The 20,133-nt window shown below is 62.9% G+C and carries 19 protein-coding genes; 18 read left to right on the forward strand and 1 reads right to left on the reverse strand.

Features of this window, described 5'->3' with window-relative positions; genetic code table 11:
- Positions 1 to 70: 70 nt before the first annotated feature.
- Positions 71 to 973 carry a hypothetical protein gene (locus tag ACM64M_RS01985; protein WP_416226957.1) on the forward strand — a complete coding sequence of 301 codons (903 nt, stop codon included), beginning with the start codon at positions 71 to 73 and terminating at the stop codon, positions 971 to 973.
- A gap of 117 nt (positions 974 to 1,090) precedes the next feature.
- Positions 1,091 to 2,434, forward strand: a complete 1,344-nt coding sequence (locus ACM64M_RS01990) for a homoserine dehydrogenase (protein WP_416226958.1) — start codon at positions 1,091 to 1,093, stop codon at positions 2,432 to 2,434.
- Positions 2,435 to 2,448: 14 nt separating this feature from the next.
- Here the strand turns inward: ACM64M_RS01990 and ACM64M_RS01995 are convergent, their stop codons facing one another.
- Entirely contained in the window at positions 2,449 to 3,063 is a 615-nt protein-coding gene (locus ACM64M_RS01995; RefSeq protein ID WP_416226959.1) for a hypothetical protein, read from the reverse strand.
- 144 nt (positions 3,064 to 3,207) lie between these two features.
- Between ACM64M_RS01995 and glpX the strand changes: the two genes are divergently transcribed.
- From glpX to ACM64M_RS02075, 16 genes are all read left to right on the forward strand, one after another.
- Entirely contained in the window at positions 3,208 to 4,236 is a 1,029-nt protein-coding gene (gene glpX / locus ACM64M_RS02000) for a class II fructose-bisphosphatase (RefSeq protein ID WP_416226960.1), read from the forward strand.
- A gap of 460 nt (positions 4,237 to 4,696) precedes the next feature.
- Positions 4,697 to 5,086: an ArsR/SmtB family transcription factor gene (locus tag ACM64M_RS02005; RefSeq protein ID WP_416226961.1), complete on the forward strand. Its 390-nt coding sequence runs from the start codon at positions 4,697 to 4,699 to the stop codon at positions 5,084 to 5,086.
- On the forward strand, positions 5,083 to 6,153 hold the full coding sequence (gene arsB / locus ACM64M_RS02010) for an ACR3 family arsenite efflux transporter (protein ID WP_416226962.1): 1,071 nt from the start codon (positions 5,083 to 5,085) through the stop codon (positions 6,151 to 6,153). The genes ACM64M_RS02005 and arsB overlap by 4 nt, the downstream gene beginning before the upstream one ends.
- An 82-nt stretch (positions 6,154 to 6,235) precedes the next feature.
- Positions 6,236 to 7,171: a ribose-phosphate pyrophosphokinase gene (locus ACM64M_RS02015; RefSeq protein WP_416226963.1), complete on the forward strand. Its 936-nt coding sequence runs from the start codon at positions 6,236 to 6,238 to the stop codon at positions 7,169 to 7,171.
- A 101-nt stretch (positions 7,172 to 7,272) separates the two neighbouring features.
- Positions 7,273 to 8,043, forward strand: coding sequence for a histidinol-phosphatase (hisN, locus tag ACM64M_RS02020; RefSeq protein WP_416226964.1), 771 nt, complete (start codon positions 7,273 to 7,275; stop codon positions 8,041 to 8,043).
- A 393-nt stretch (positions 8,044 to 8,436) separates the two neighbouring features.
- On the forward strand, positions 8,437 to 8,640 hold the full coding sequence (gene rpmI / locus ACM64M_RS02025; RefSeq protein WP_416226965.1) for a 50S ribosomal protein L35: 204 nt from the start codon (positions 8,437 to 8,439) through the stop codon (positions 8,638 to 8,640).
- A 78-nt stretch (positions 8,641 to 8,718) separates the two neighbouring features.
- Complete coding sequence (gene rplT, locus ACM64M_RS02030; RefSeq protein WP_416226966.1) at positions 8,719 to 9,078, forward strand: 50S ribosomal protein L20; 360 nt, start codon at positions 8,719 to 8,721, stop codon at positions 9,076 to 9,078.
- Positions 9,079 to 9,250: 172 nt separating this feature from the next.
- Positions 9,251 to 10,213, forward strand: a complete 963-nt coding sequence (locus ACM64M_RS02035; RefSeq protein ID WP_416226967.1) for a helix-turn-helix domain-containing protein — start codon at positions 9,251 to 9,253, stop codon at positions 10,211 to 10,213.
- Between the two features lie 10 nt (positions 10,214 to 10,223).
- The gene (locus ACM64M_RS02040; RefSeq protein ID WP_416226968.1) at positions 10,224 to 11,159 is read left to right on the forward strand and encodes a helix-turn-helix domain-containing protein; all 936 of its coding nucleotides are present in this window, start codon (positions 10,224 to 10,226) and stop codon (positions 11,157 to 11,159) included.
- A gap of 81 nt (positions 11,160 to 11,240) precedes the next feature.
- Complete coding sequence (pheS, locus tag ACM64M_RS02045) at positions 11,241 to 12,341, forward strand: phenylalanine--tRNA ligase subunit alpha (RefSeq protein WP_416226969.1); 1,101 nt, start codon at positions 11,241 to 11,243, stop codon at positions 12,339 to 12,341.
- Positions 12,338 to 14,731, forward strand: a complete 2,394-nt coding sequence (gene pheT, locus ACM64M_RS02050; protein WP_416226970.1) for a phenylalanine--tRNA ligase subunit beta — start codon at positions 12,338 to 12,340, stop codon at positions 14,729 to 14,731. The genes pheS and pheT overlap by 4 nt, the downstream gene beginning before the upstream one ends.
- Positions 14,732 to 14,855: 124 nt before the next feature.
- Positions 14,856 to 16,406: a peptide chain release factor 3 gene (locus ACM64M_RS02055; RefSeq protein ID WP_416226971.1), complete on the forward strand. Its 1,551-nt coding sequence runs from the start codon at positions 14,856 to 14,858 to the stop codon at positions 16,404 to 16,406.
- A 38-nt stretch (positions 16,407 to 16,444) separates the two neighbouring features.
- The gene (locus tag ACM64M_RS02060; RefSeq protein WP_416226972.1) at positions 16,445 to 17,326 is read left to right on the forward strand and encodes an alpha/beta fold hydrolase; all 882 of its coding nucleotides are present in this window, start codon (positions 16,445 to 16,447) and stop codon (positions 17,324 to 17,326) included.
- Between the two features lie 17 nt (positions 17,327 to 17,343).
- The gene (locus ACM64M_RS02065; RefSeq protein WP_416226973.1) at positions 17,344 to 17,913 is read left to right on the forward strand and encodes a pyridoxamine 5'-phosphate oxidase family protein; all 570 of its coding nucleotides are present in this window, start codon (positions 17,344 to 17,346) and stop codon (positions 17,911 to 17,913) included.
- A 263-nt stretch (positions 17,914 to 18,176) separates the two neighbouring features.
- Entirely contained in the window at positions 18,177 to 18,515 is a 339-nt protein-coding gene (locus tag ACM64M_RS02070) for a P-II family nitrogen regulator (protein ID WP_416226974.1), read from the forward strand.
- Positions 18,516 to 18,529: 14 nt separating this feature from the next.
- Positions 18,530 to 19,867: an ammonium transporter gene (locus tag ACM64M_RS02075; protein ID WP_416226975.1), complete on the forward strand. Its 1,338-nt coding sequence runs from the start codon at positions 18,530 to 18,532 to the stop codon at positions 19,865 to 19,867.
- The last annotated feature ends 266 nt before the right edge of the window (positions 19,868 to 20,133 follow it).

Consider the following 20,133-nt stretch of genomic DNA (forward strand, 5'->3'; position numbering starts at 1 on the left):
TCACTGTTGCGACGCTCGAATAGAAAAAAGGCAAATAGTCCGCGTTGGTGGGCACTGGGAAATTGGGACAATGGCGGCACTTAACACAAAATTAGGATATGGTTTCAAACTGCTAGCGCGGCGAGGCACAGTTGCCGCAGCGCTTGGATTTGCTGCATCAGCGTTCGCCGCGCCCGTGGTTGCACAGTCCGAAACTGCGCTGCTGGCAAGTCCAGCCGAACGCGCGACCTACGCCGATTTGACCGATTTGGCTGAACGCAGCGAGTTTGTGATCCGTGCAGAGATTCGCCGTCAGACCGTGGTCGAGCCCGAGCGTGCCCCCGGTCTCCCCCCCGGATTCGCGCGGCTGTACATAGAGGCGCGCACGCAGGCGCTGCTCGCCGGACCCAGCGCACTTGGCGAATCGCTGGTCTATCTCGTCGATGTCCCGGTTAATGCGCGGGGCAAGCCCGACAAGTTCAAGGACCGGGTCGTCGTGCTGTTTGCCGATTCCGTTTCCGGACGGCCCGGTTCGCTCCAGCTTACCGGGAAACAGGCGCAGCTCGATTACTCGCCCGCATTGGAAGCGCGGCTGCGATCCGTCCTTTCGGCTCTGGTTGCGAGTGATGCACCGCCGGTCGTGACCGGCGTCCGCGACGCACTGGCGGTGCAAGGCACGCTGACCGGCGAATCGGAAACGCAGATATTTCTCGCAACAAACAATTCCTCGCCCGTATCCATCACGGTGCTGCGCCGCCCCGGCCAGCGACCGGTGTGGGGCGTGTCGTGGGGGGAGATTATCGATTCCGCCGCGCGCCCGCCGCAGCCCGAAACCTTGCGCTGGTACCGGCTCGCCTGCGCCCTGCCCGAACGATTGCCCAGCAGCGCCAATCTGGCGCGCGATCCCGATGCGCGGCGCTTGGCAGAGGCAGATTATGCCTTTGTCATCCATCAAATGGGGCCGTGCGCGCGCGAAATCACCGAAGCGGGATAAGCGCTCTTGCCGTGAACTCGGCAGCTTTTCTGGCCTTGCCCGAGGCAATCGCCGCTTGACGCCGCCCGCGCGTATCGTCAGCGCAGCGCGCGTTGACCAAACCGGCGGAGCGTATCCTTGACCACCACAGCCCATCCTGCCCCACTTTCTGCGCCACCGGCACCGCTGCGCATTGCCATCGCAGGACTTGGCACGGTTGGCGTGGGGGTGATCCGTTTGCTCGCCACCAATCATGATCTGGTCGCCGCTCGGGCTGGGCGGGCGATCGAAGTCGTCGCTGTCAGCGCGCGTGAACGGAGCCGGAATCGCGGCATCGAGATCGGCGGCTATGGCTGGGAAGACGACATGACCGCGCTGGGCCGGCGCGAGGATGTGGATGTGGTGGTTGAACTGGTCGGCGGATCGGACGGCCCGGCGCTCGCGCTTTCGCGAGCCGCTCTGGCACAGGGCAAGGGACTGGTGACCGCGAACAAGGCGATGATCGCGCATCACGGCCTCGCGCTGGCTGAACTGGCTGAGGCGCAGGCCGCGCCGCTCAAATTCGAAGCCGCCGTTGCGGGCGGCATCCCGGTGGTGAAGGGCCTGCGCGAAGGGACCAGCGCCAATGCGCTTTCCAAAGTGTATGGCATTCTCAACGGCACCTGCAATTACATCCTCTCCGAAATGGAAGCGACCGGCGCGGACTTTTCCGAAACCCTCGCCGCAGCACAACGGCTCGGATATGCCGAGGCTGATCCGACCTTCGACATCGAGGGGATCGACGCCGCGCACAAGCTGGCGATCCTGTCGGCCATCGGATTTGGCGCGCGGATCGATTTCGCTGCGGTCGACACCCGCGGCATCACGCAGGTTCGCGCCGCTGACATTGCGCAGGCCGATGCGCTGGGCTTTGTCATCCGCCTGATCGGGGAAGCCGACGTTGAGGGCGTGGGCGAGAGCGCACGCCTGCTGCAACGCGTACGGCCCTGCCTGGTGAGCAAGGACCATCCGCTTGCCTCGGTCGATGGGCCGACCAACGCGGTCGTGGCGGAGGGCAATTTCTCCGGCCGGTTGCTGTTTCAGGGCGCTGGTGCGGGCGACGGACCAACCGCCAGCGCGGTGGTTGCCGACCTCATCGATATTGCCCGCTCCGCCGTCGGCGCGCCGTTCTCAATTCCGGTGGCGCAGCTTGCCGCGCTGCCCCCGGCGGAGCCCGGCCACCGGACCGAGCGGACCTATCTGCGTTTCACCGTCAACGACCGCCCCGGTGTGCTGGCGGAGATCACCGCCGCAATGCGCGACGCCGATGTCTCGATCGAAAGCCTGATCCAGCAAGGCCGCGCCAATGACGGCGGCGAGGTGCTGGTGGCGATGGTGACGCATGAAGGGCGCGAGGCAAATGTGACCCGCGCGCTCCACCTGCTCGACGGCTCCGACAGCCTGACCGGCGACCCGCTGGTGCTGCCGATCCTGCCCAAATAGCCTTTGCTGACCGGTTATTCGCCGGGCACGGGCGGCGCCTCCAATCCCAGCGCCCGGCGGCGCTCGGCAATCTCCTCGGGCGTCGCTTCGTCGCCCCGACCCAGCGGTGGGAGCCCGCGCGAAATCCGGTCCGCATCCGATCCCGCGGGCGCCTCGGGCAAGGCTTCGACGTCGATCATCAGCGCCGCTTCGGGCGGGCAGGGCGGGATGATGCACAATCCGCCCACGGTCGCCGGACCGCGAAAAATCCCTCCGCCTGCGACATCGGGGGTGCTGCCACCCTGAGTGCGGCGGGCATAGTCACGCTCCCACGCATCCTTGTTCCATGAACCGTCGGTCGCCTCGCCCAATTGGCGGCAGACCACGATTTCGCCCGCGATGCGCCCGGCGTCGGCTTCTTCTTCGCAGTCTTCCTGGATCAGTCGGTCCGATTCCTCGCGCGGGACGGTCACCGTCAGATCGATGGTCTGGCGTCTTTGCCGGGGCGGCGGAGCAGGGTCGGCAAGGGGGTCTGACGCAGCATTTGCCGAAACCTCACCCGCTGGCGGCGGCACTGTCACCAGAGGGTCATCCTGCGCCGCCAAAGGCGATGCAGCGATCACCGCCGCGGCCAGAGCCAAACCGGCCAACGGCGCGCGGCGCACGATTTTCGGCCCACATGTTTTTAACGGGCCACACGTTTTTGGAAGGGAGGCGGCGGCTTTGCTCGACAATCGCGTTCCTCCAAGTCTAAGCGCAGGGCGAAGGCAAAGCCCAGAAGGACTGAATCTCCGATGAACACCCCGATTGACACAGATGTGCTGGCGGCAAAAGACCTTGAACAGGACAATGCGATCAACCGCGTGCTGGTGCTGGAAATGGTTCGCGTGACAGAGGCCGCTGCGGTCGCCGCTGCGCAATTGATCGGGCGCGGCGATGAAAAGGCCGCCGATGCCGCGGCGGTCGAGGCGATGCGGCGCGCGTTCGACAATCTTTACATGGACGGCACCGTGGTGATCGGCGAGGGCGAGCGCGACGAAGCGCCGATGCTGTTCATTGGCGAAAAAGTCGGCATGGGCAAAGGCCCCAAGATCGACATTGCGCTGGACCCGCTCGAAGGGACGACCATCACCGCCAAGGCTGGCCCGAACGCGCTGGCGGTGCTGGCAGCGGCCGAAGAAGGCGATCTGCTCAACGCGCCCGACGTCTATATGGACAAACTGGCGGTTGGACCGGGCCTGCCTGCGGATATTATCGACCTCAATAAATCGGCCAGCGACAATGTCCGCGCGGTGGCGGCGGCCAAGGGAAAGGACCCGTCCGAGATCAATGTCTGCGTGCTCGACCGGCCGCGCCATGCCGATCTGATTGCCGAGCTGCGCGAGCTGGGCTGCGGGGTCTATCTGATTGGCGACGGGGATGTGGCAGGCGTGATCGCGGTGACCGATCAGGACACCGGCATCGACATGTATATGGGCCAAGGCGGCGCGCCCGAGGGCGTGCTTGCAGCGGCGGCGCTGCGCTGTGTCGGCGGGCAATTCAACGGGCGGCTGGTGTTCCGCAACGATGACGAGAAAGCGCGCGCGAAGAAATGGGGCATCACCGATCTTGGCCGGATCTACAAACTTGATGATCTGGCGCGCGGCGATTGCATCTTTGCCGCGACCGGTGTGACCGATGGATCGTTGCTCGACGGGGTGAAGAAGCGCAAGAAATCGACCGGCGCGGTGATCATGACCACGCATAGTGTTGTGATGCGCGCATCGAGCGGCACGGTGCGATGGATCAAAGGCGAGCACCGGATCGCCCCGCATCGGGGTTGAACGAGGCCTAGAAGCCGCAACGGTCCTCGCACCTGAAACAAACCCGTGCGATGGATCAAAGGCGAGCACCGGATCGCCCCGCATCGGGGTTGAGCCAAGACTTGAACCACGCGCAACGGTCCTCGCACCCGAAACAAGCGCTCGCGATGGATCAAAGGCGAGCATAGGATCGCCCCGCATCGGTGTTGGGAACGCATGACACATTTGACAGGGTGTCAAGCGGACAAATGGGTTCTTACCATCTGATAACAGGGCGAAATCCCTCTTTCTGGTTGCTTGACACTTCTCCAACTCGTTTTCTTTCCGCGCGCTTATTTGTCTACCAATCAGTTTGCAGAAAATTCGGCTGTAGGAAACCTCTGCGGGGGACTGGCAACACAAAGTCGATGCGCGCAGCCCGAAAGCCCGGTTGACTTGCCCCGCATCATCTATATTTCGATATTTCTCGAAAGGTCGTTTGATGGAAGCTCCCGGTAATCAGCGTTGGGCGGTCGAGGCGCTGGGCGCGCTGGCCCATGAAACGCGCCTGTCGGTGTTTCGCGCGCTGGTGCAGGCGGGGGCGGACGGGATGATTGCAGGCGCTATTGCCGATCGTCAGCACGTCCCGCCTTCGACCATGTCCCATCATCTCGCCGCGCTGGAACGCGCCGGGCTGGTGCAATCGGCCCGCGAAAGCCGCCTGATCCATTACACCGCCGATTATGCCGCGATGCGCCGCCTGCTGACCTTCCTGATGGAGGATTGCTGTCAGGGCGCGCCTGAAATGTGCGGCGATATGATGGGCGCGCTGTTCGCCGGACGCGACTGTCTCGCACCATCTCCTGTTGAAAGCCGGAAACCCCGCGCATGACCCAGACCATTTCACAATCCGCCCTGGCGGCCTCGCCGCTCGGCACGTTCGAACGTTACCTGTCGCTATGGGTGCTGCTCGCCATTCTGGCCGGGTTAGGGCTTGGGCTGGCGGCGCCCGATGCGGTCGGGGTGCTCGCGCGGCTCGAATATGCCTCGGTCAATCTGGTGGTCGCGGTGCTGATCTGGGCGATGATCTATCCGATGATGGTTGGCGTCGATTTCGCCAGCATTAAGGATATCGGTCGCAAGCCCAAGGGGCTGGTCATCACCTTGGTGGTCAACTGGCTGATCAAACCGTTCACGATGGCGGCGCTGGCGGTGCTGTTCTTCGATTACCTCTATGCCGGATTGATCGCGGAGAGCGAGGCGGACCAATATATTGCCGGGCTGATCCTGCTGGGGGCCGCGCCCTGCACCGCGATGGTGTTCGTGTGGTCGCAGCTGACGCGCGGCGATCCGGCCTACACTCTGGTGCAGGTTTCGGTGAACGATCTGGTGATGATCGTCGCCTTTGCGCCGCTGGTCGCGCTGCTGCTCGGCGTGACCGATATTGCGGTGCCGTGGGAGACATTGCTGCTGTCGGTGGCGCTGTATGTGGTGATCCCGCTCGCCGCCGGGGCTTTCACGCGCCAACGGGTGATTGCCGCGCATGGCGGGGATGCGGCGGCGGTGGATGCCTTTACCGCGCGGCTTAAACCGTGGTCGATCATTGGCCTGCTGGCGACGGTGGTGCTGCTGTTCGCGTTTCAGGCGGGGACGATTATCGCGGGTCCGCTGCTGATTGTGCTGATCGCTGTGCCGATCATCATCCAGTCCTATGGCATTTTCGCGATTGCCTATGCTGCGGCGATGGCGTGGAAAGTGCCGCACAACATCGCCGCGCCCTGCGCATTGATTGGCACGTCCAATTTCTTTGAGCTCGCGGTGGCGGTCGCCATCGGGCTGTTCGGCCTGACGAGCGGGGCGGCGCTGGCGACGGTGGTGGGGGTGCTGGTCGAAGTGCCGGTGATGCTGTCGCTGGTGGCCTTTGCCAACCGGACGCGGGCACAATTTCCCCAGAGCTGACGACAACCGCGCCTCGTCTGTTGCGTTTCCATGACTCATCGCTAGGCGGGTCGCATCACCTGCCTTCGGGGATTCGCGCGCCATGAAGATTATGTCCGGCAATTCGAACCTGCCGCTCGCCCGGGCCATTGCGGCCTATCTTGAAATCCCGCTGACCGATGCGAGCGTGCGGCGGTTCGCGGACGAGGAAGTGTTCGTCGAAATCCACGAAAATGTGCGCGGAGAGGACGTGTTCATCGTCCAGCCGACCAGTTTTCCGGCGAATGACAACCTTATGGAGTTGCTGATCTGCATCGACGCGCTGCGGCGCGCCTCGGCCAAGCGGATAACGGCGGTGGTGCCCTATTTCGGCTATGCAAGGCAGGATCGCAAGCCCGGCCCGCGCACGCCGATCTCGGCCAAACTGGTTGCCAATCTGATTACCGAGGCGGGCGCACACCGGGTGCTGGCGGTGGATTTGCACGCAGGGCAGATTCAGGGCTTCTTCGATATTCCCACCGACAATCTCTATGGTGCGCCGGTGATGGCGGCGGATATTCAGGCGCGCTACGGCGATCAGGATCTGATGGTCGTCAGCCCCGATGTCGGCGGCGTGGTGCGCGCCCGCGCGCTGGCGAAAAGGCTCGACAACGCCCCGCTCGCCATCGTTGACAAGCGCCGCGATCGTCCCGGCGAAAGCGAGGTGATGAACATCATCGGCGATGTCGCGGACCGGCACTGCATCCTGATCGACGACATCGTCGATTCGGGCGGCACGCTGTGCAACGCCGCCGATGCGCTGCTGGCGGGCGGAGCGAAGTCCGTCGCGGCCTATATCACCCACGGTGTGCTGTCAGGCGGCGCAGTGGCGCGGATCAACGGGTCGCAGCTTAAAGAGCTGGTGATCTCCGATTCGATCCGCCCGACCGAAGCCGCCGAAGCATCCGACAAGATCCGCATCCTCACCATGGCCCCGCTGGTCGGCGAGGCGATAAGGCGGATCGCGGATGAAAGTTCGGTCAGCAGTTTGTTTGATTGATTTGGTCATTATGAGCGGCGAAGCCGCGCGGCAATCCAGAGTGTCTCGCGCATCGAACTGGATTGCTTCACTTCGTTCGCAATGACGAATAAAGGGCAAGTATGACCCCCGCTGACCTTGCCCTCGCCAATCGCCTTGCCGATGCTGCCGGGGCTGCGATCCGTCCGCTGTTTCGCGGAGCATGGGAATCCGAGCGTAAGGATGATCGCTCCTTCGTCACCGAAGCCGATCGCGCAGCCGAGGCCGCGATGCGCGCCATCATCGAGGCGGAATTCCCCTCTGACGGCATCATCGGCGAGGAATACGGCACGCGCAACGAAGGCGCGGGGCGGCAATGGGTGCTCGATCCGATCGACGGCACCACCAGCTTCATCGCCGGCCGCCCGATCTTTGGCACGCTGATCGCGTTGTTGCAGGATGGCTGGCCGGTGCTCGGCGTGATCGACCAGCCCGTGCTGCGCGAACGCTGGGTCGGGCGGATTGGCCACCCCACGCTGTTCAACGGCAAGCCTGCCGCGACCCGCCCGCTCAAGGAGCTGACCGACGCGGTGCTCGCCACCACCAGCCCGCATCTGTTCACCAATGAAGAGGCGGATGCTTTCATGTCGGTCGCCAAACAGGTCGCGGAAAAGAAGATCATCTATGGCGGCGATTGCTACAATTACGGCCTCGTCGCGTCCGGCCATGTCGACGTGGTGATCGAGGCGGGGCTGAAGCTCTACGACTACGCCGCGCTCGTCCCCGTGGTCGAAGGCGCAGGCGGGATCATGGCCGATTGGCAGGGCAACCCGCTCGACGCCGGAAGCGACGGCACCGTGATCGCGCTGGGCGACCCCGCGCGGCTGGAGGATGTGCTGGAGGCGATGGGCTAGGAGCTTCGGCAGCAATCGGCACTTTTTCGCCGAAAGCCGACATTCCGCATACGACCCCATTTTTGGCCTCTCCCGTTTTCGGCCTCGCCCGTCACCCCAGCGGAAGCTGGGGTCCTGGGCTGCATGGATCGGCGCTTTCCGCCCGAGATCCCAGCCTTCGCTGGGATGACGGGTGAGGTAGGAAACCACCCAAATTCCGGTCCTTCACGCCCGGCGACACCGCACCGGAAAGCGGCCATCTGGACCGTGCCACCTCGCCCCACCCCCCAAACCGCTTGCCTTTCGCCGCGTGCCCGCCTATCCGCGCGCACTTCACTGACACGAATCAATCAGCCTGCCTGGCGACAAGGGCTGCCACGGCCGGTTTCGACGTGTCCTACCAAGGAGATGAAAATGCCCAAGCTTAAGACCAAGAGCGGTGTGAAGAAACGCTTCAAAATCACCGCCACCGGCAAGATCAAGCACGGCGTCGCTGGCAAGCGGCACCGCCTGATGAGCCACAATGCAAAGTATATCCGCCAGAACCGCGGCACCGAACTGGTCTCTGACGCTGATGCGAAGACGATCAAGAAATGGGCGCCCTACGGCCTGAATTGATGGGCCTGAATTGCCGGGCCTACATTGCTGAGATCGCGGCTTTGGCCCGCCCGGCGACAGAATTAAGGATATACAGATATGCCACGCATTAAACGCGGTGTTACGACCCGCCAGAAACACAAACGGCTCCTTGAGCAGGCCAAGGGTTACCGCGGCCGCCGCAAGAACACGATCCGCATCGCGCGTCAGGCGGTCGAGAAAGCCGGCCAATACGCCTACCGCGACCGCAAGATCAACAAGCGCAATTTCCGCGCCTTGTGGATTCAGCGCATCAACGCTGCCGTCCGCGCCGAAGGGCTCACCTATTCGCAGTTCATGCACGGTGTGAAACTTGCCGGGATTGAGCTGGACCGCAAGGTGATGGCCGATCTCGCCATGAACGAAAGCGCCGCCTTCAAGGCGGTGATCGCGCAGGCAAAAAGCGCGCTGCCCGCCTAGGGCAGCTTCCATCGCGCCCGGCAAGGGTGCGCAACCGCTCTAAAGGGCCGCAACGCACACCAATGCGCTGCGGCCCTTTTCCATGCCGATCAGTATGCTCACTGAGCGCGGCACATTGTAGGAATGCGCCGCGAACCTTGTAAATTTGCGTCAAATGGGCCAAATGTTCCCCATGCGGAATGCTGGAATTGCGAATGGTCCCGCCGATGGGCCGAAACGTGAAAACCTATCGGCTCGCTATGGCGCAGACCATACGGTGCGCAGCCAGTTTTACACTCCGCCGCCGCAATTCGATGGCTGCTTCACCTCGTTTTATCACGTGGATCTGGATGCCGGAACGCGCGGGACCCTGCAAGATTACCTGCAACCCGAATGGGGCAATCTCCGCTTTTTCGCAGGCTCATGCCCTTCGGCCGAAATCGGCGTATCGCGGGTCAGCGGCGCGCGTTTTACCGCGACCGGACCAAGCGCGCTGCCCTGCCGGTTTGAGCTGGGCAATGCGCGGATGTGGGGGATTGGCCTGCTGCCGCTCGGCTGGGCGCGGCTGATCGCTGCAGACGCCTCTGCGCTCGCCAACACAATATGCGACGGCGCAGCGCATCCGGCCTTCGCAAAGTTCAATGGTCTTTCCCCGGTTCTGTGCGATCCTGAGGTCCCGATTGAAGAACAATTGGCGGCAATTGCCGCGACCATGGAACATTTGATGCAGCCAAACCGCGATGAGCCCAAGATTCAGCGCATCCATACAGCGCTGGTCAGCGGGCAGCATATTGCGGTCGCAGAGCTCGCCGATGCCTGCAACATGAGCATCCGCACGCTCGAACGCATGTGCCACCGCTATTTCGGCTTTACCCCAAAACTGTTGATGCGGCGTCAGCGCTTCATGCGCAGCCTGACCAGCTATATGCTCCACAGCGGCCAGAAAGGCGGCGCACGCTGGACCGAGGCTATGGACGGCGATTATCACGATCAGGCGCAGTTCACCCGCGAGTTTACCCAATTCATGACCATGACGCCGAGCAAATATGCGGGCCTCGATCACCCGATCCTCGCTTCTTTCATGGAAGCGCGCGCGCGGGTCTGGGGCAGCGCCGCACAGACGCTCGACCGGCCAGCGCGCGGGTCCGAAGGATAAGTGACCGCGGATGATGCAGGCTGAAACCGGCGGCGCGATTACCGTTCGCTTTGCGCTCCCCAGTGCCGCATTGCGCCCCTATGTCACGACCTATTACCGCACCACTGTCACAGGCCACCCGTCCAAGCCGGCGCTCGAAGATTATCTGCACCCGGAATGGGCCAATCTGCGGTTCATGCAGGCGGGCTGGGCGCAGTCGGCGATTGGCGCTGATCCGGTTCAGCCCGCACCAGCCTTCTGCATCACCGGGCCAACCAGCAAGGCTGCGCGGTTCCGCATCGGGCCGGGGCGCAGTTGGGGCATCGGGCTGTTGCCACTGGGTTGGTCGGCACTTATCGATGCACCGGCGGGCGATTATGCCGACCGGATCGTGGACGGGGCGCAGGACCGCGCCTTCGCTGCCTTCCATCCCCTCGCTGCGGCGCTTGGGGCGGCGCTGGAAAACGCCAACAGCGATTTTGCCGCAGAGTTGGCCATTATCGAAAAACATATGGAGAAGATGGCGGCCAACCCATCACCCTTGGCGCTGCGCATCACCGCGATCAACGCCGCGCTGGTCGATCCGGAAATTGCCACGGTGACCGCGCTGGCAGAGCGGGTGGGGATGAATGTCCGGTCGCTAGAGCGGCTCAGCCAACGGGCGTTCGGGTTCACCCCCAAATTGCTGCTGCGGCGTCAGCGGTTCCTGCGCAGCCTTTCGCAATTCATGCTCGACCCATCGCTAAAATGGTTGCGAACGCTCGATTGCCAATATCACGATCAGGCGCATTTCGTGCGTGATTTCAAACGTTTCATGGGGATGAGCCCAAGTGCCTATGCAAAGCTCGACAAGCCGTTCCTGATTGCGGCGGCACGCGCGCGGATGGCGATTGCGGGAGAGGCGGTGCAGGGCCTCCACGATCCGGGCTCAATTCGGGCGCGCGCAAAATCTGACGATCCCCGCTGATCGCTTGGGCTCGGCGCGATTGTCGCTTTGCATCGCGGCGCAATTGACGCTAGCGGACCCGCCTGACCAAACAGGCAAATCATGACCGAACTGACCACACAAACCACTGCAAGCCTTGGCGCTATCGCCGCTGCGACCACGCTCGACATGCTGGAGGAGCAGCGCCTGGCCGCGCTTGGCAAGAAGGGCTGGATCAGCCTCGCGCTCAAGACGCTGGGCCAGATGAGCGCGGATGAGCGCAAGGATGCAGCCCCCGCAATTCAGGCGGCGCGCGCCGAGGTTGCCGCCGCGCTGGACGCGCGCAAGGCCGAGCTGGAAGGCGCAGCGCTTGCAGAGCAGTTGGCGCGCGAGACGCTGGACCTGACGCTGCCCGCGCCGTTTGCAGCGCAAGGCTCGATCCACCCGGTCAGCCAGGTGATGGATGAATTGGCCGAGATTTTCGCCGACCTTGGCTTTTCGGTCGCCACCGGGCCGGAGATCGAGGACGACTGGCACAACTTCACCGCGCTCAACATGGACGAGACGCATCCCGCGCGGGCGATGCACGACACGTTCTACTTCCCGGACAAGACCGGGGAGGGGCGGGAGGTGCTGCTGCGCACCCATACCTCGCCGGTGCAGATCCGGGCGATGCAGGAACACGGCGCGCCGATCCGCATCATCGCCCCGGGCCGGGTCTATCGCAGCGACAGCGACGCCACCCACACGCCGATGTTTCACCAGATCGAAGGGCTGGTGATCGATAAAGACATTCACCTCGGCCATTTGAAATGGACGCTGGAAACCTTCCTCAAGGCGTTCTTCGAGCGCGAGGATATTGTGCTGCGCTTGCGCCCCTCCTACTTCCCCTTCACCGAGCCGAGCGTCGAGATCGACGTCGGCTACGCGATGGAAGGCGGGCGCCGGATCGTCGGCGGGTCGGGCGATGAACCGGGCCATGCGTGGATGGAGGTGCTGGGCAGCGGCATGGTCAACCGCCGGGTGATCGCCGCCGCCGGGCTCGATCCCGATCAATGGCAGGGCTTCGCCTTCGGCACCGGGGTCGACCGGCTCGCCCAGCTCAAATACGGAATGGATGATCTGCGCGCTTTCTTCGACGGCGATGTCCGTTGGCTGCGCCATTACGGCTTCAGCGCCTATGACCAACCGACCCTGTCTGCTGGTGTGGGAGCGCGCGCATGAAATTCTCCCTGACATGGCTCAAGGATCACCTTGAAACGTCCGCCAGCCTCGCGGAAATCTGCGAAGCGCTCAACGCTATCGGGCTCGAGGTTGAAGGCGTCGAAGACCCATCGGACCGGCTGGCCGGTTTCCGCGTGGCGCAGGTGCTGACCGCTGCGCCGCATCCTGATGCCGATAAATTGCAGGTGCTCACCGTCGACACTGGCGAGGGCGATCCGCTGCAGGTCGTGTGCGGCGCGCCCAATGCCCGCGCGGGGATGAAAGGCGTGCTGGGCCTGCCCGGCGCGGTGGTTCCGGCGAACGGCATGGTGCTGCGCAAAAGCGCAATCCGCGGGGTCGAATCGAATGGGATGATGTGCTCCGTGCGCGAGCTTGAGCTGGGCGAGGATCACGACGGGATCATCGAACTGCCCGGTGACGCGCCGGTCGGCCATGCCTTTGCCGATTATCACGGGACCTCACCTGTCATCGACGTGGCGATCACGCCCAACCGCCCAGATTGCATGGGGGTTTACGGCATTGCGCGCGATCTGGCGGCCAAGGGGCTGGGAACATTGAAGCCGATTGCCGTGCCGACGTTCACAGCGGCGGGCGCGTGCCCGGTGGAAGTTCGCACCGACGATCCCGAAGGTTGCCCGGCGTTCTATGGCCGCGTCATCACGGGCGTCACCAATGGCACTTCACCCGCATGGTTGCAGCAGCGATTGAAGAGCGCGGGCCAGCGCCCGATCTCGTTGCTGGTGGACCTCACCAATTACCTGATGCTGGGCTATGGCCGCCCCGCGCATGTCTATGATCTGGCCAAGCTGAGCGGCGCGGTGGTGGCGCGGCGGGCGAAGGCAGGCGAGCAATGCCAAGCCCTCAACGAAAAGACCTACACGCTGGATGACAGCATGGTGGTGATCGCGGACGAGGTTCAAGTCCACGACATTGCCGGGATCATGGGCGGCGAGGATTCGGGCGTCAGCGAGGCGACCACCGACGTGCTGCTCGAAATCGCCTTTTTCGATCCCGCGCGGATCGGGCGCGCAGGGCGTGCCTTGGGTCTGACCTCGGACGCGCGCACGCGGTTTGAACGCGGGGTTGATCCGGCGTTTCTGGATGACGGCCTTGACCTGCTGACCGGGTTGATCGCCGAACTGGCGGGCGGCCAGCCGAGCGAAGTGGTGCGCGCCGGTGCGCCGCCAAGCGAGCCGAGAATCGTGAACTTCGACACCGGCCTGACCGCGCGGCTGGGCGGGGTGAGTGTTCCCGCCGAAGAGCAGCGGCGCATCCTTGAATCGCTCGATTTCGGCGTTTCGGATGATTGGCAGGTCACTTGCCCGCTGCGCCGCCACGATATCGAAGGCCCCGCCGATCTGGTCGAGGAAGTCGTGCGTATTCACGGGCTGGACAAGGTGGCAAGCGTGGCCTTGCCGCGCCATGACGGGGTCGCCCGCCCAACCGCAACCCCGCAGCAGGTGCTGGAGCGCAAATTGCGCCGCGTCGCGGCAGGCAGCGGGCTGGGCGAGGCCATCACCTGGTCGTTCCTGCCGCTCTGGGCGGCAGAGCATTTTGCCGCTGATGGTCAGGATCTGTGGGTGCTCGCCAATCCGATCAGCGAGGATATGAAGGCGATGCGCCCGTCGCTATTGCCGGGACTGCTGATGGCGGCAAAGCGCAATGCGGATCGCGGCGCCGCCTCTTTGCGCCTGTTCGAGATCGGGCGGCGCTATTTCCGCGGCGGTGACGGCCTGAGCGACGAACAGCCGGCGCTGGGCGCGGTGTTGTCGGGCGATAAAGAGCCGCGCGGCTGGGCCAGCGGCAAGGCTGCGCCGTTCGATGCCTTTGATGCCAAGGCAATCGCGCTCAGCTTGCTCGAAGCGGCGGGCGCGCCGATTGCCAATCTGATGGTGCAGGGGGAAGCGGGGGCCCAATTCCATCCCGGCCAATCGGCCACATTGCGGCTGGGGCCAAAGAATGTGCTGGCGCGGTTCGGCATGGTGCATCCCGCAACGCTGAAGGCGTTTGATATGGACGGTCCGGTCGCGGCGGTGGAGATTTTCCTCGGCGCAATCCCGGCGAGAAAAGGCACCGCCAGCTTTGCCCGGCCCAGCTTCACCCCGCCCGCCTTGCAGGCTGTGACCCGCGATTTTGCGTTTCTTGTGCCCGATGCGCTGCCCGCCGAAGATGTGCTGAAAGCGGTGCGGGGATCGGACAAGGCGCATATCGCAGGCGCACGTGTGTTCGACCTTTTCACCGGCGCAGGCGTGCCCGAGGGCATGAAATCGCTCGCCATCGAAGTCACGTTGCAACCGGGCGAGGCCAGCTTCAAAGATGCCGAATTGAAGGCGATCACCGATCAGATCATAGCGGCGGCAGCCAAACAGGGGGCGGAGTTGCGAGGGTAATATTGCCTTAATCCGTCACCCTGAACTTGTTTCAGGGTCCATTTTCCGGCCAGCACCATCCGTGAGATTCGAAGGATGGATGCTGAAACAAGTTCAGCATGGCGATTTGTGATTGGTATCTGAAATGACCTCCAGCCCCCAAAGCACCAGAAGAACCTTTGCGATCATCTCGCATCCTGACGCGGGCAAGACGACGCTTACCGAAAAGCTGTTGTTGCAAGGCGGCGCGATTCATCTGGCGGGCGAGGTCAAGGCGCGCGGCGCGGCGCGGCGCGCGCGTTCGGACTGGATGAAGATCGAACAGCAGCGCGGGATTTCGGTCACCTCCAGCGTGATGACCTTTGAGCGCGCCAATGAAGACGGCGAGGTTGTAACCTTCAACCTGCTCGACACGCCGGGGCACGAGGATTTCTCCGAGGATACCTACCGCACGCTGACCGCGGTCGACAGCGCGATCATGGTGATCGACGCGGCCAAGGGGATTGAGCCGCAAACCCGCAAATTGTTCGAGGTCTGCCGGCTGCGCAGCGTGCCGATCATAACCTTCGTCAACAAGGTTGACCGCGAAGGACGCGACCCGTTCGAAACGCTCGACGAGGTTGCGGATATGCTCGCGCTTGATGTCAGCCCGCAGATGTGGCCAATCGGCATGGGCGGGCAGTTCAAGGGCATTCTCGATTTTGCGACCGGCAAGGTCAGCCGTCCCGAAGGGCCGTCGAAGGAATTTCTGGGGCAGCGCGACAGCGACCCGGCGATCCCCGATGAATATGCCGATGAAATCGAACTGGCGCGCGGCGGCTATCCCGAATTTGATCTGGAGGCCTATCGCAATGGCGATCTGACGCCGGTCTATTTCGGTTCGGCGCTCAAGAATTTTGGCGTGACCGAATTGATTGAGGCGATTGCGAAACACGCGCCGCCGCCGCGCCCGCAGCCTGCAGGGGAAGAACAGATCGAGCCGAGCCGTGACGAGGTGACCGGTTTCATCTTCAAGGTTCAGGCCAATATGGACCCCAACCACCGCGACCGCATTGCGTTCATGCGGCAGGTATCGGGCACGTTCAAACGCGGGATGAAGCTGACGCCGAGCGGGCTGGGCAAACCCATTGCAATCCATTCGCCGATCCTGTTCTTTGCGCAGGACCGCGAGATTGCCGACACCGCCGAGGCGGGCGATATTATCGGCATCCCCAACCACGGCACCTTGCGCGTGGGCGATACTTTGTCCGAGAAAAACGAGGTGCGCTTTACCGGCCTGCCCAATTTCGCGCCGGAAATCCTGCGCCGGGTGCAATTGAAAGATCCGACCAAGACCAAACAGCTGCGCAAGGCGCTGGATGATCTGTCCGAAGAGGGTGTGATTCAGGTGTTCTATCCCGAAATCGGCGCGCAGCACATTGTCGGCGTTGTCGGACAATTGCAGCTGGAGGTGCTGATATCGCGATTGTCGGCGGAATATAAGGTCGAGGCCGCGCTGGAGGCTTCGCCCTTTGCCACGGCGCGCTGGGTCAAGGGTGAGGCCAAGGTGCTCGACGAATTTGCCGGGTTCAACCGCGCCAATCTGGCCCGCGACCGCGACGGCGATCTGGTGTTCATGGCGAAAAGCCCGTGGGACGTGAATTACCAGGTTGAGAAGAACCCCGAGCTGGTCTTTTCGGCGACGAAGGAAAGGTAGTCTTGCGAGACAGCGAGGTTCGCGGCATGGCATCGCCCATGCACGACACTGGACCCACTTCGCAGACCTTCATCTCGCAGCGCCTCCGGCTGAACTACCTCGACTGGGGTGCCGGAGAAAAGGGGCGCGGGAAGCCGCCGCTGGTGCTGGTCCACGGCGGGCGCGATCATGCGCGCAGCTGGGATTGGACCGCAGAGGCGCTGCGCGAGGAATACCACGTCATCGCCATGGATCACCGCGGCCACGGCGATAGCGACTGGGTGTCGGACGGAAATTATTCTGCGGGCGATATGGTCTATGATCTGGCGCAATTGATCCATCAGTTGGGTGTGGGACCGGTGCGGATCGTGGCCCATTCGATGGGCGGCAATGTGGCGCTGCGCTATTCCGGCACCTTCCCCGAAATGGTGACCAAGCTGGTTGCGATCGAAGGGCTAGGGCCATCACCCGAAATGCGGCAAAAGCAGCGTGCGGTCCCCTATCCGGCGCGGATGGCCGAATGGATCGAGAAAAAGCGCAAGGCCGCCGGGCGCATTCCGCGCAAATATGCGACGATAGAGGCAGCCTTTGCCCGGATGATCGAGGAAAACTCCTACCTCACAGAGGATCAGGCACGGCATCTGACCGTTCACGGGGTTAACCGCAATGAAGACGGCACCTATAGCTGGAAATTCGATCCGCACCTCAATGTCTGGGGCGTCGAGGATGTCGCTGACGAATTTCTTGAGGCGACATGGGCGGCGATCGCATGTCCGACCCTGCTGCTTTACGGGGCGGACAGCTGGGCCTCCAACCCAGCGAAGGATGGGCGCATCAAGCATTTCAGCACCGCCGAGGTGATCGAGTTCGAACAGGCGGGCCATTGGCTCCACCACGATCAGTTCGATCGGTTCATCGGGGTGCTGCGCGACTTTCTCTAACTTTCAAGGACACGGCCATGGCTGACTTTTTCAGCGCACTTGAACCCAAACACGTCGCCATGATCGAGAAACAGCCGGTGTTCTTTGTCGCCACTGCGGCGTCCGATGGGCGGATCAATCTCAGTCCCAAGGGCTATGATGCGTTCCGGGTGTTGGAGCCAGGCAAGGTCGCTTATCTTGATCTGGGCGGATCGGGCAACGAAACCCACGCGCATCTGGTTGCACCGCAACACGATCAGGGGCGGATTACGATCATGTTCTGCAATTTTGATCGCCCCGCGCTGATCCTGCGGATTTACGGGCGGGGCACGCCGGTCTTGCCGCAGGATGACGGATGGGAAGAATTGGCCGCGCATTTCACCCTGATGCCCGGCACCCGCCAGATCTTTGTGATTGATATCGAAAGCGTGCAGACCAGCTGCGGCTGGGGCGTCCCCTTCATGAGTATGGAGGGTGAGCGCGAGACGCTGAAGAAGGCGCACCGCCAGACCGACCCGGCGGAGTGGGAGGCCAAGACCGCGCGCCGCACGGTCAGCATCGACGGGCTGAAAACGCGGGCCTCCGCGCGCTATATTGCGGGCGAATAGGCGCAGGCGTCACAAGATAACAATTATGCGCAGAATATGCGTCGAAACCTACGTTCTTGCCTAATTTATGACCAAATGATTAAGTTTTAGGCACGCATTTTTGTGCAGTTGCGAAGTGCGCGCCTGAACTTGCCCGGATGCCGCCCAGATTCTGCCCGGATTCCGCCCAAATTCCGGAGCGTCAGCCCTGTTACACTAATGTGGCACGCCCCTTGCAATCCCAGAGCCAGCCGGATGAGCCGGTATAGCCAAAGGGGGCACGGATGAAGTTCATCATCGCCATCATAAAACCATTCAAGCTCGATGAGGTCCGCGAAGCGCTGGGCGCCATCGGGGTCGCAGGGATGACCGTTTCCGAGGTCAAAGGATTTGGCCGCCAAAAAGGTCAGACCGAAATTTATCGCGGCGCGGAATATTCCACCAACATGCTGCCAAAGGTGAAGATCGAGATTGCCGCCAGCGACGACATCGCTGCGCAGGTGGTCGAAACGATCCAGCAAACCGCCAACACCGAAGCGATCGGTGATGGAAAGATCTTCGTACTCGACCTTGCTTCGGTAACCCGCATTCGCACCGGCGAATCCGGCGAAACCGCGCTTTAAGGGGGCAAAGGACAATGAAACACATTCTTGCAAAATTTGCCGTTCTGGCCGCCGGGGCGACTGCGCTGGCGCAGCCCGCTTTAGCGGCAGCGGTGGCCGAAGCGGCTCCGGCGGCACCCAATCCGGGCAACAACGCCTGGATGATGACCGCCACCGTTCTGGTCATGTTGATGATCCTGCCCGGCCTCGCGCTGTTCTATGGCGGTCTGACCCGGTCGAAGAACATGCTTTCGACCATGACGCAAATCGGCGCGACCGCGTGTCTCGCTATGCTGATCTGGGTGATGTGGGGCTATAGCCTGGCGTTTGGCGACACGACCTACGAAGGCACGTTGGGCCTGTTCATTAGCGGGGGCAGCTATTTCCTGGCGGGCACCGATGCCAGCAGCACGGCGGCGACATTCACCGATGAAGTCATCAGCAAATATGTCTTCATCAGTTTCCAGATGACCTTTGCCGCGATCACCGCTGCGCTGATCCTGGGCGCGACGGCGGAACGGATGAAGTTCAGCGCGGTGATGATGTTCGTGCCGATCTGGTTGACTGTCGTTTATTTCCCAATTGCACATATGGTGTGGGCCGGCGGCGGTTTGCTGTTCGAAGACGGCGCGCTCGATTTTGCGGGCGGCACCGTGGTGCACATCAACGCTGGTGTGTCGGGCCTCGTGCTCGCCTATCTGCTGGGCAAGCGCCGCGGCTGGCCGCAAGAACCGATGATGCCGCATAGCCTGACGCTGACCATGGTCGGCACCGGTTTGCTGTGGGTGGGCTGGTTCGGTTTCAACGCCGGTTCGGCATTGGAAGCGGACGGTTCGGCTGGTCTCGCCATGATCAACACCTTCGTCGCCACGGCGGCGGGCGCGCTGACCTGGATGGTGATCGAACGCGCTGCGGGACACAAGGGTTCGGCGCTGGGTTTCTGCTCCGGCGTGATCGCGGGCCTCGTTGCTGTCACTCCGGCAGCGGGCAACAGCGGCCCGTTTGGCGCAATCCTGCTCGGCATCCTCGCCTCTGCGATCTGTTACGTGTTCGTGGCCAAGGTGAAGGCGAAGTTCGGATATGACGATTCGCTGGATGCTTTCGGTATCCACGGCATTGGCGGGATCGTCGGCGCAATCGGGACGGCGGTTGTTTACCAGCCGTTTCTGGGCGGCCCCGGCGACGGCTCCACCCCGCTTGTCGATCAGCTTGGCGTGCAGGTGTTCAGCGTAATCGTGACCATCGCCTGGGCCGGTATCGGCACCTTGATTGCTGGCTATCTGGTGAAGCTGACCATCGGTCTGCGGGTCTCCGAAGAGGCCGAAGTCGATGGCCTCGACATCGTCGAACACGGCGAGCGCGCCTACAATTAATCAACCGTTTGGCGGGGGGAGGCTCTCTCCTCTTCCCTTCCCCCGCCTCACCTTGTTCCTCCTGCGAACAATCAACTGACGATGGGCCGGAGCCAAGTGCTTCGGCCCCTTTTTTGTGTCTAGGCCTTGCGCAGCCGCATCCGTGGCTGCAGCCGAGGCCGCGTCCTCGGCGCTGCTTCTGCCTTACGGCAGAGCGCCTGCGGGCGGGCACGTGCCCTTGCGGCCCTCGGTGCCGAATCAGAACCGCAGATGCGGTAGGGTGTTGG

The organism is Qipengyuania sp. ASV99, from assembly GCF_047872805.1.
In the GTDB taxonomy this organism is placed as follows: Bacteria; Pseudomonadota; Alphaproteobacteria; order Sphingomonadales; family Sphingomonadaceae; genus Erythrobacter.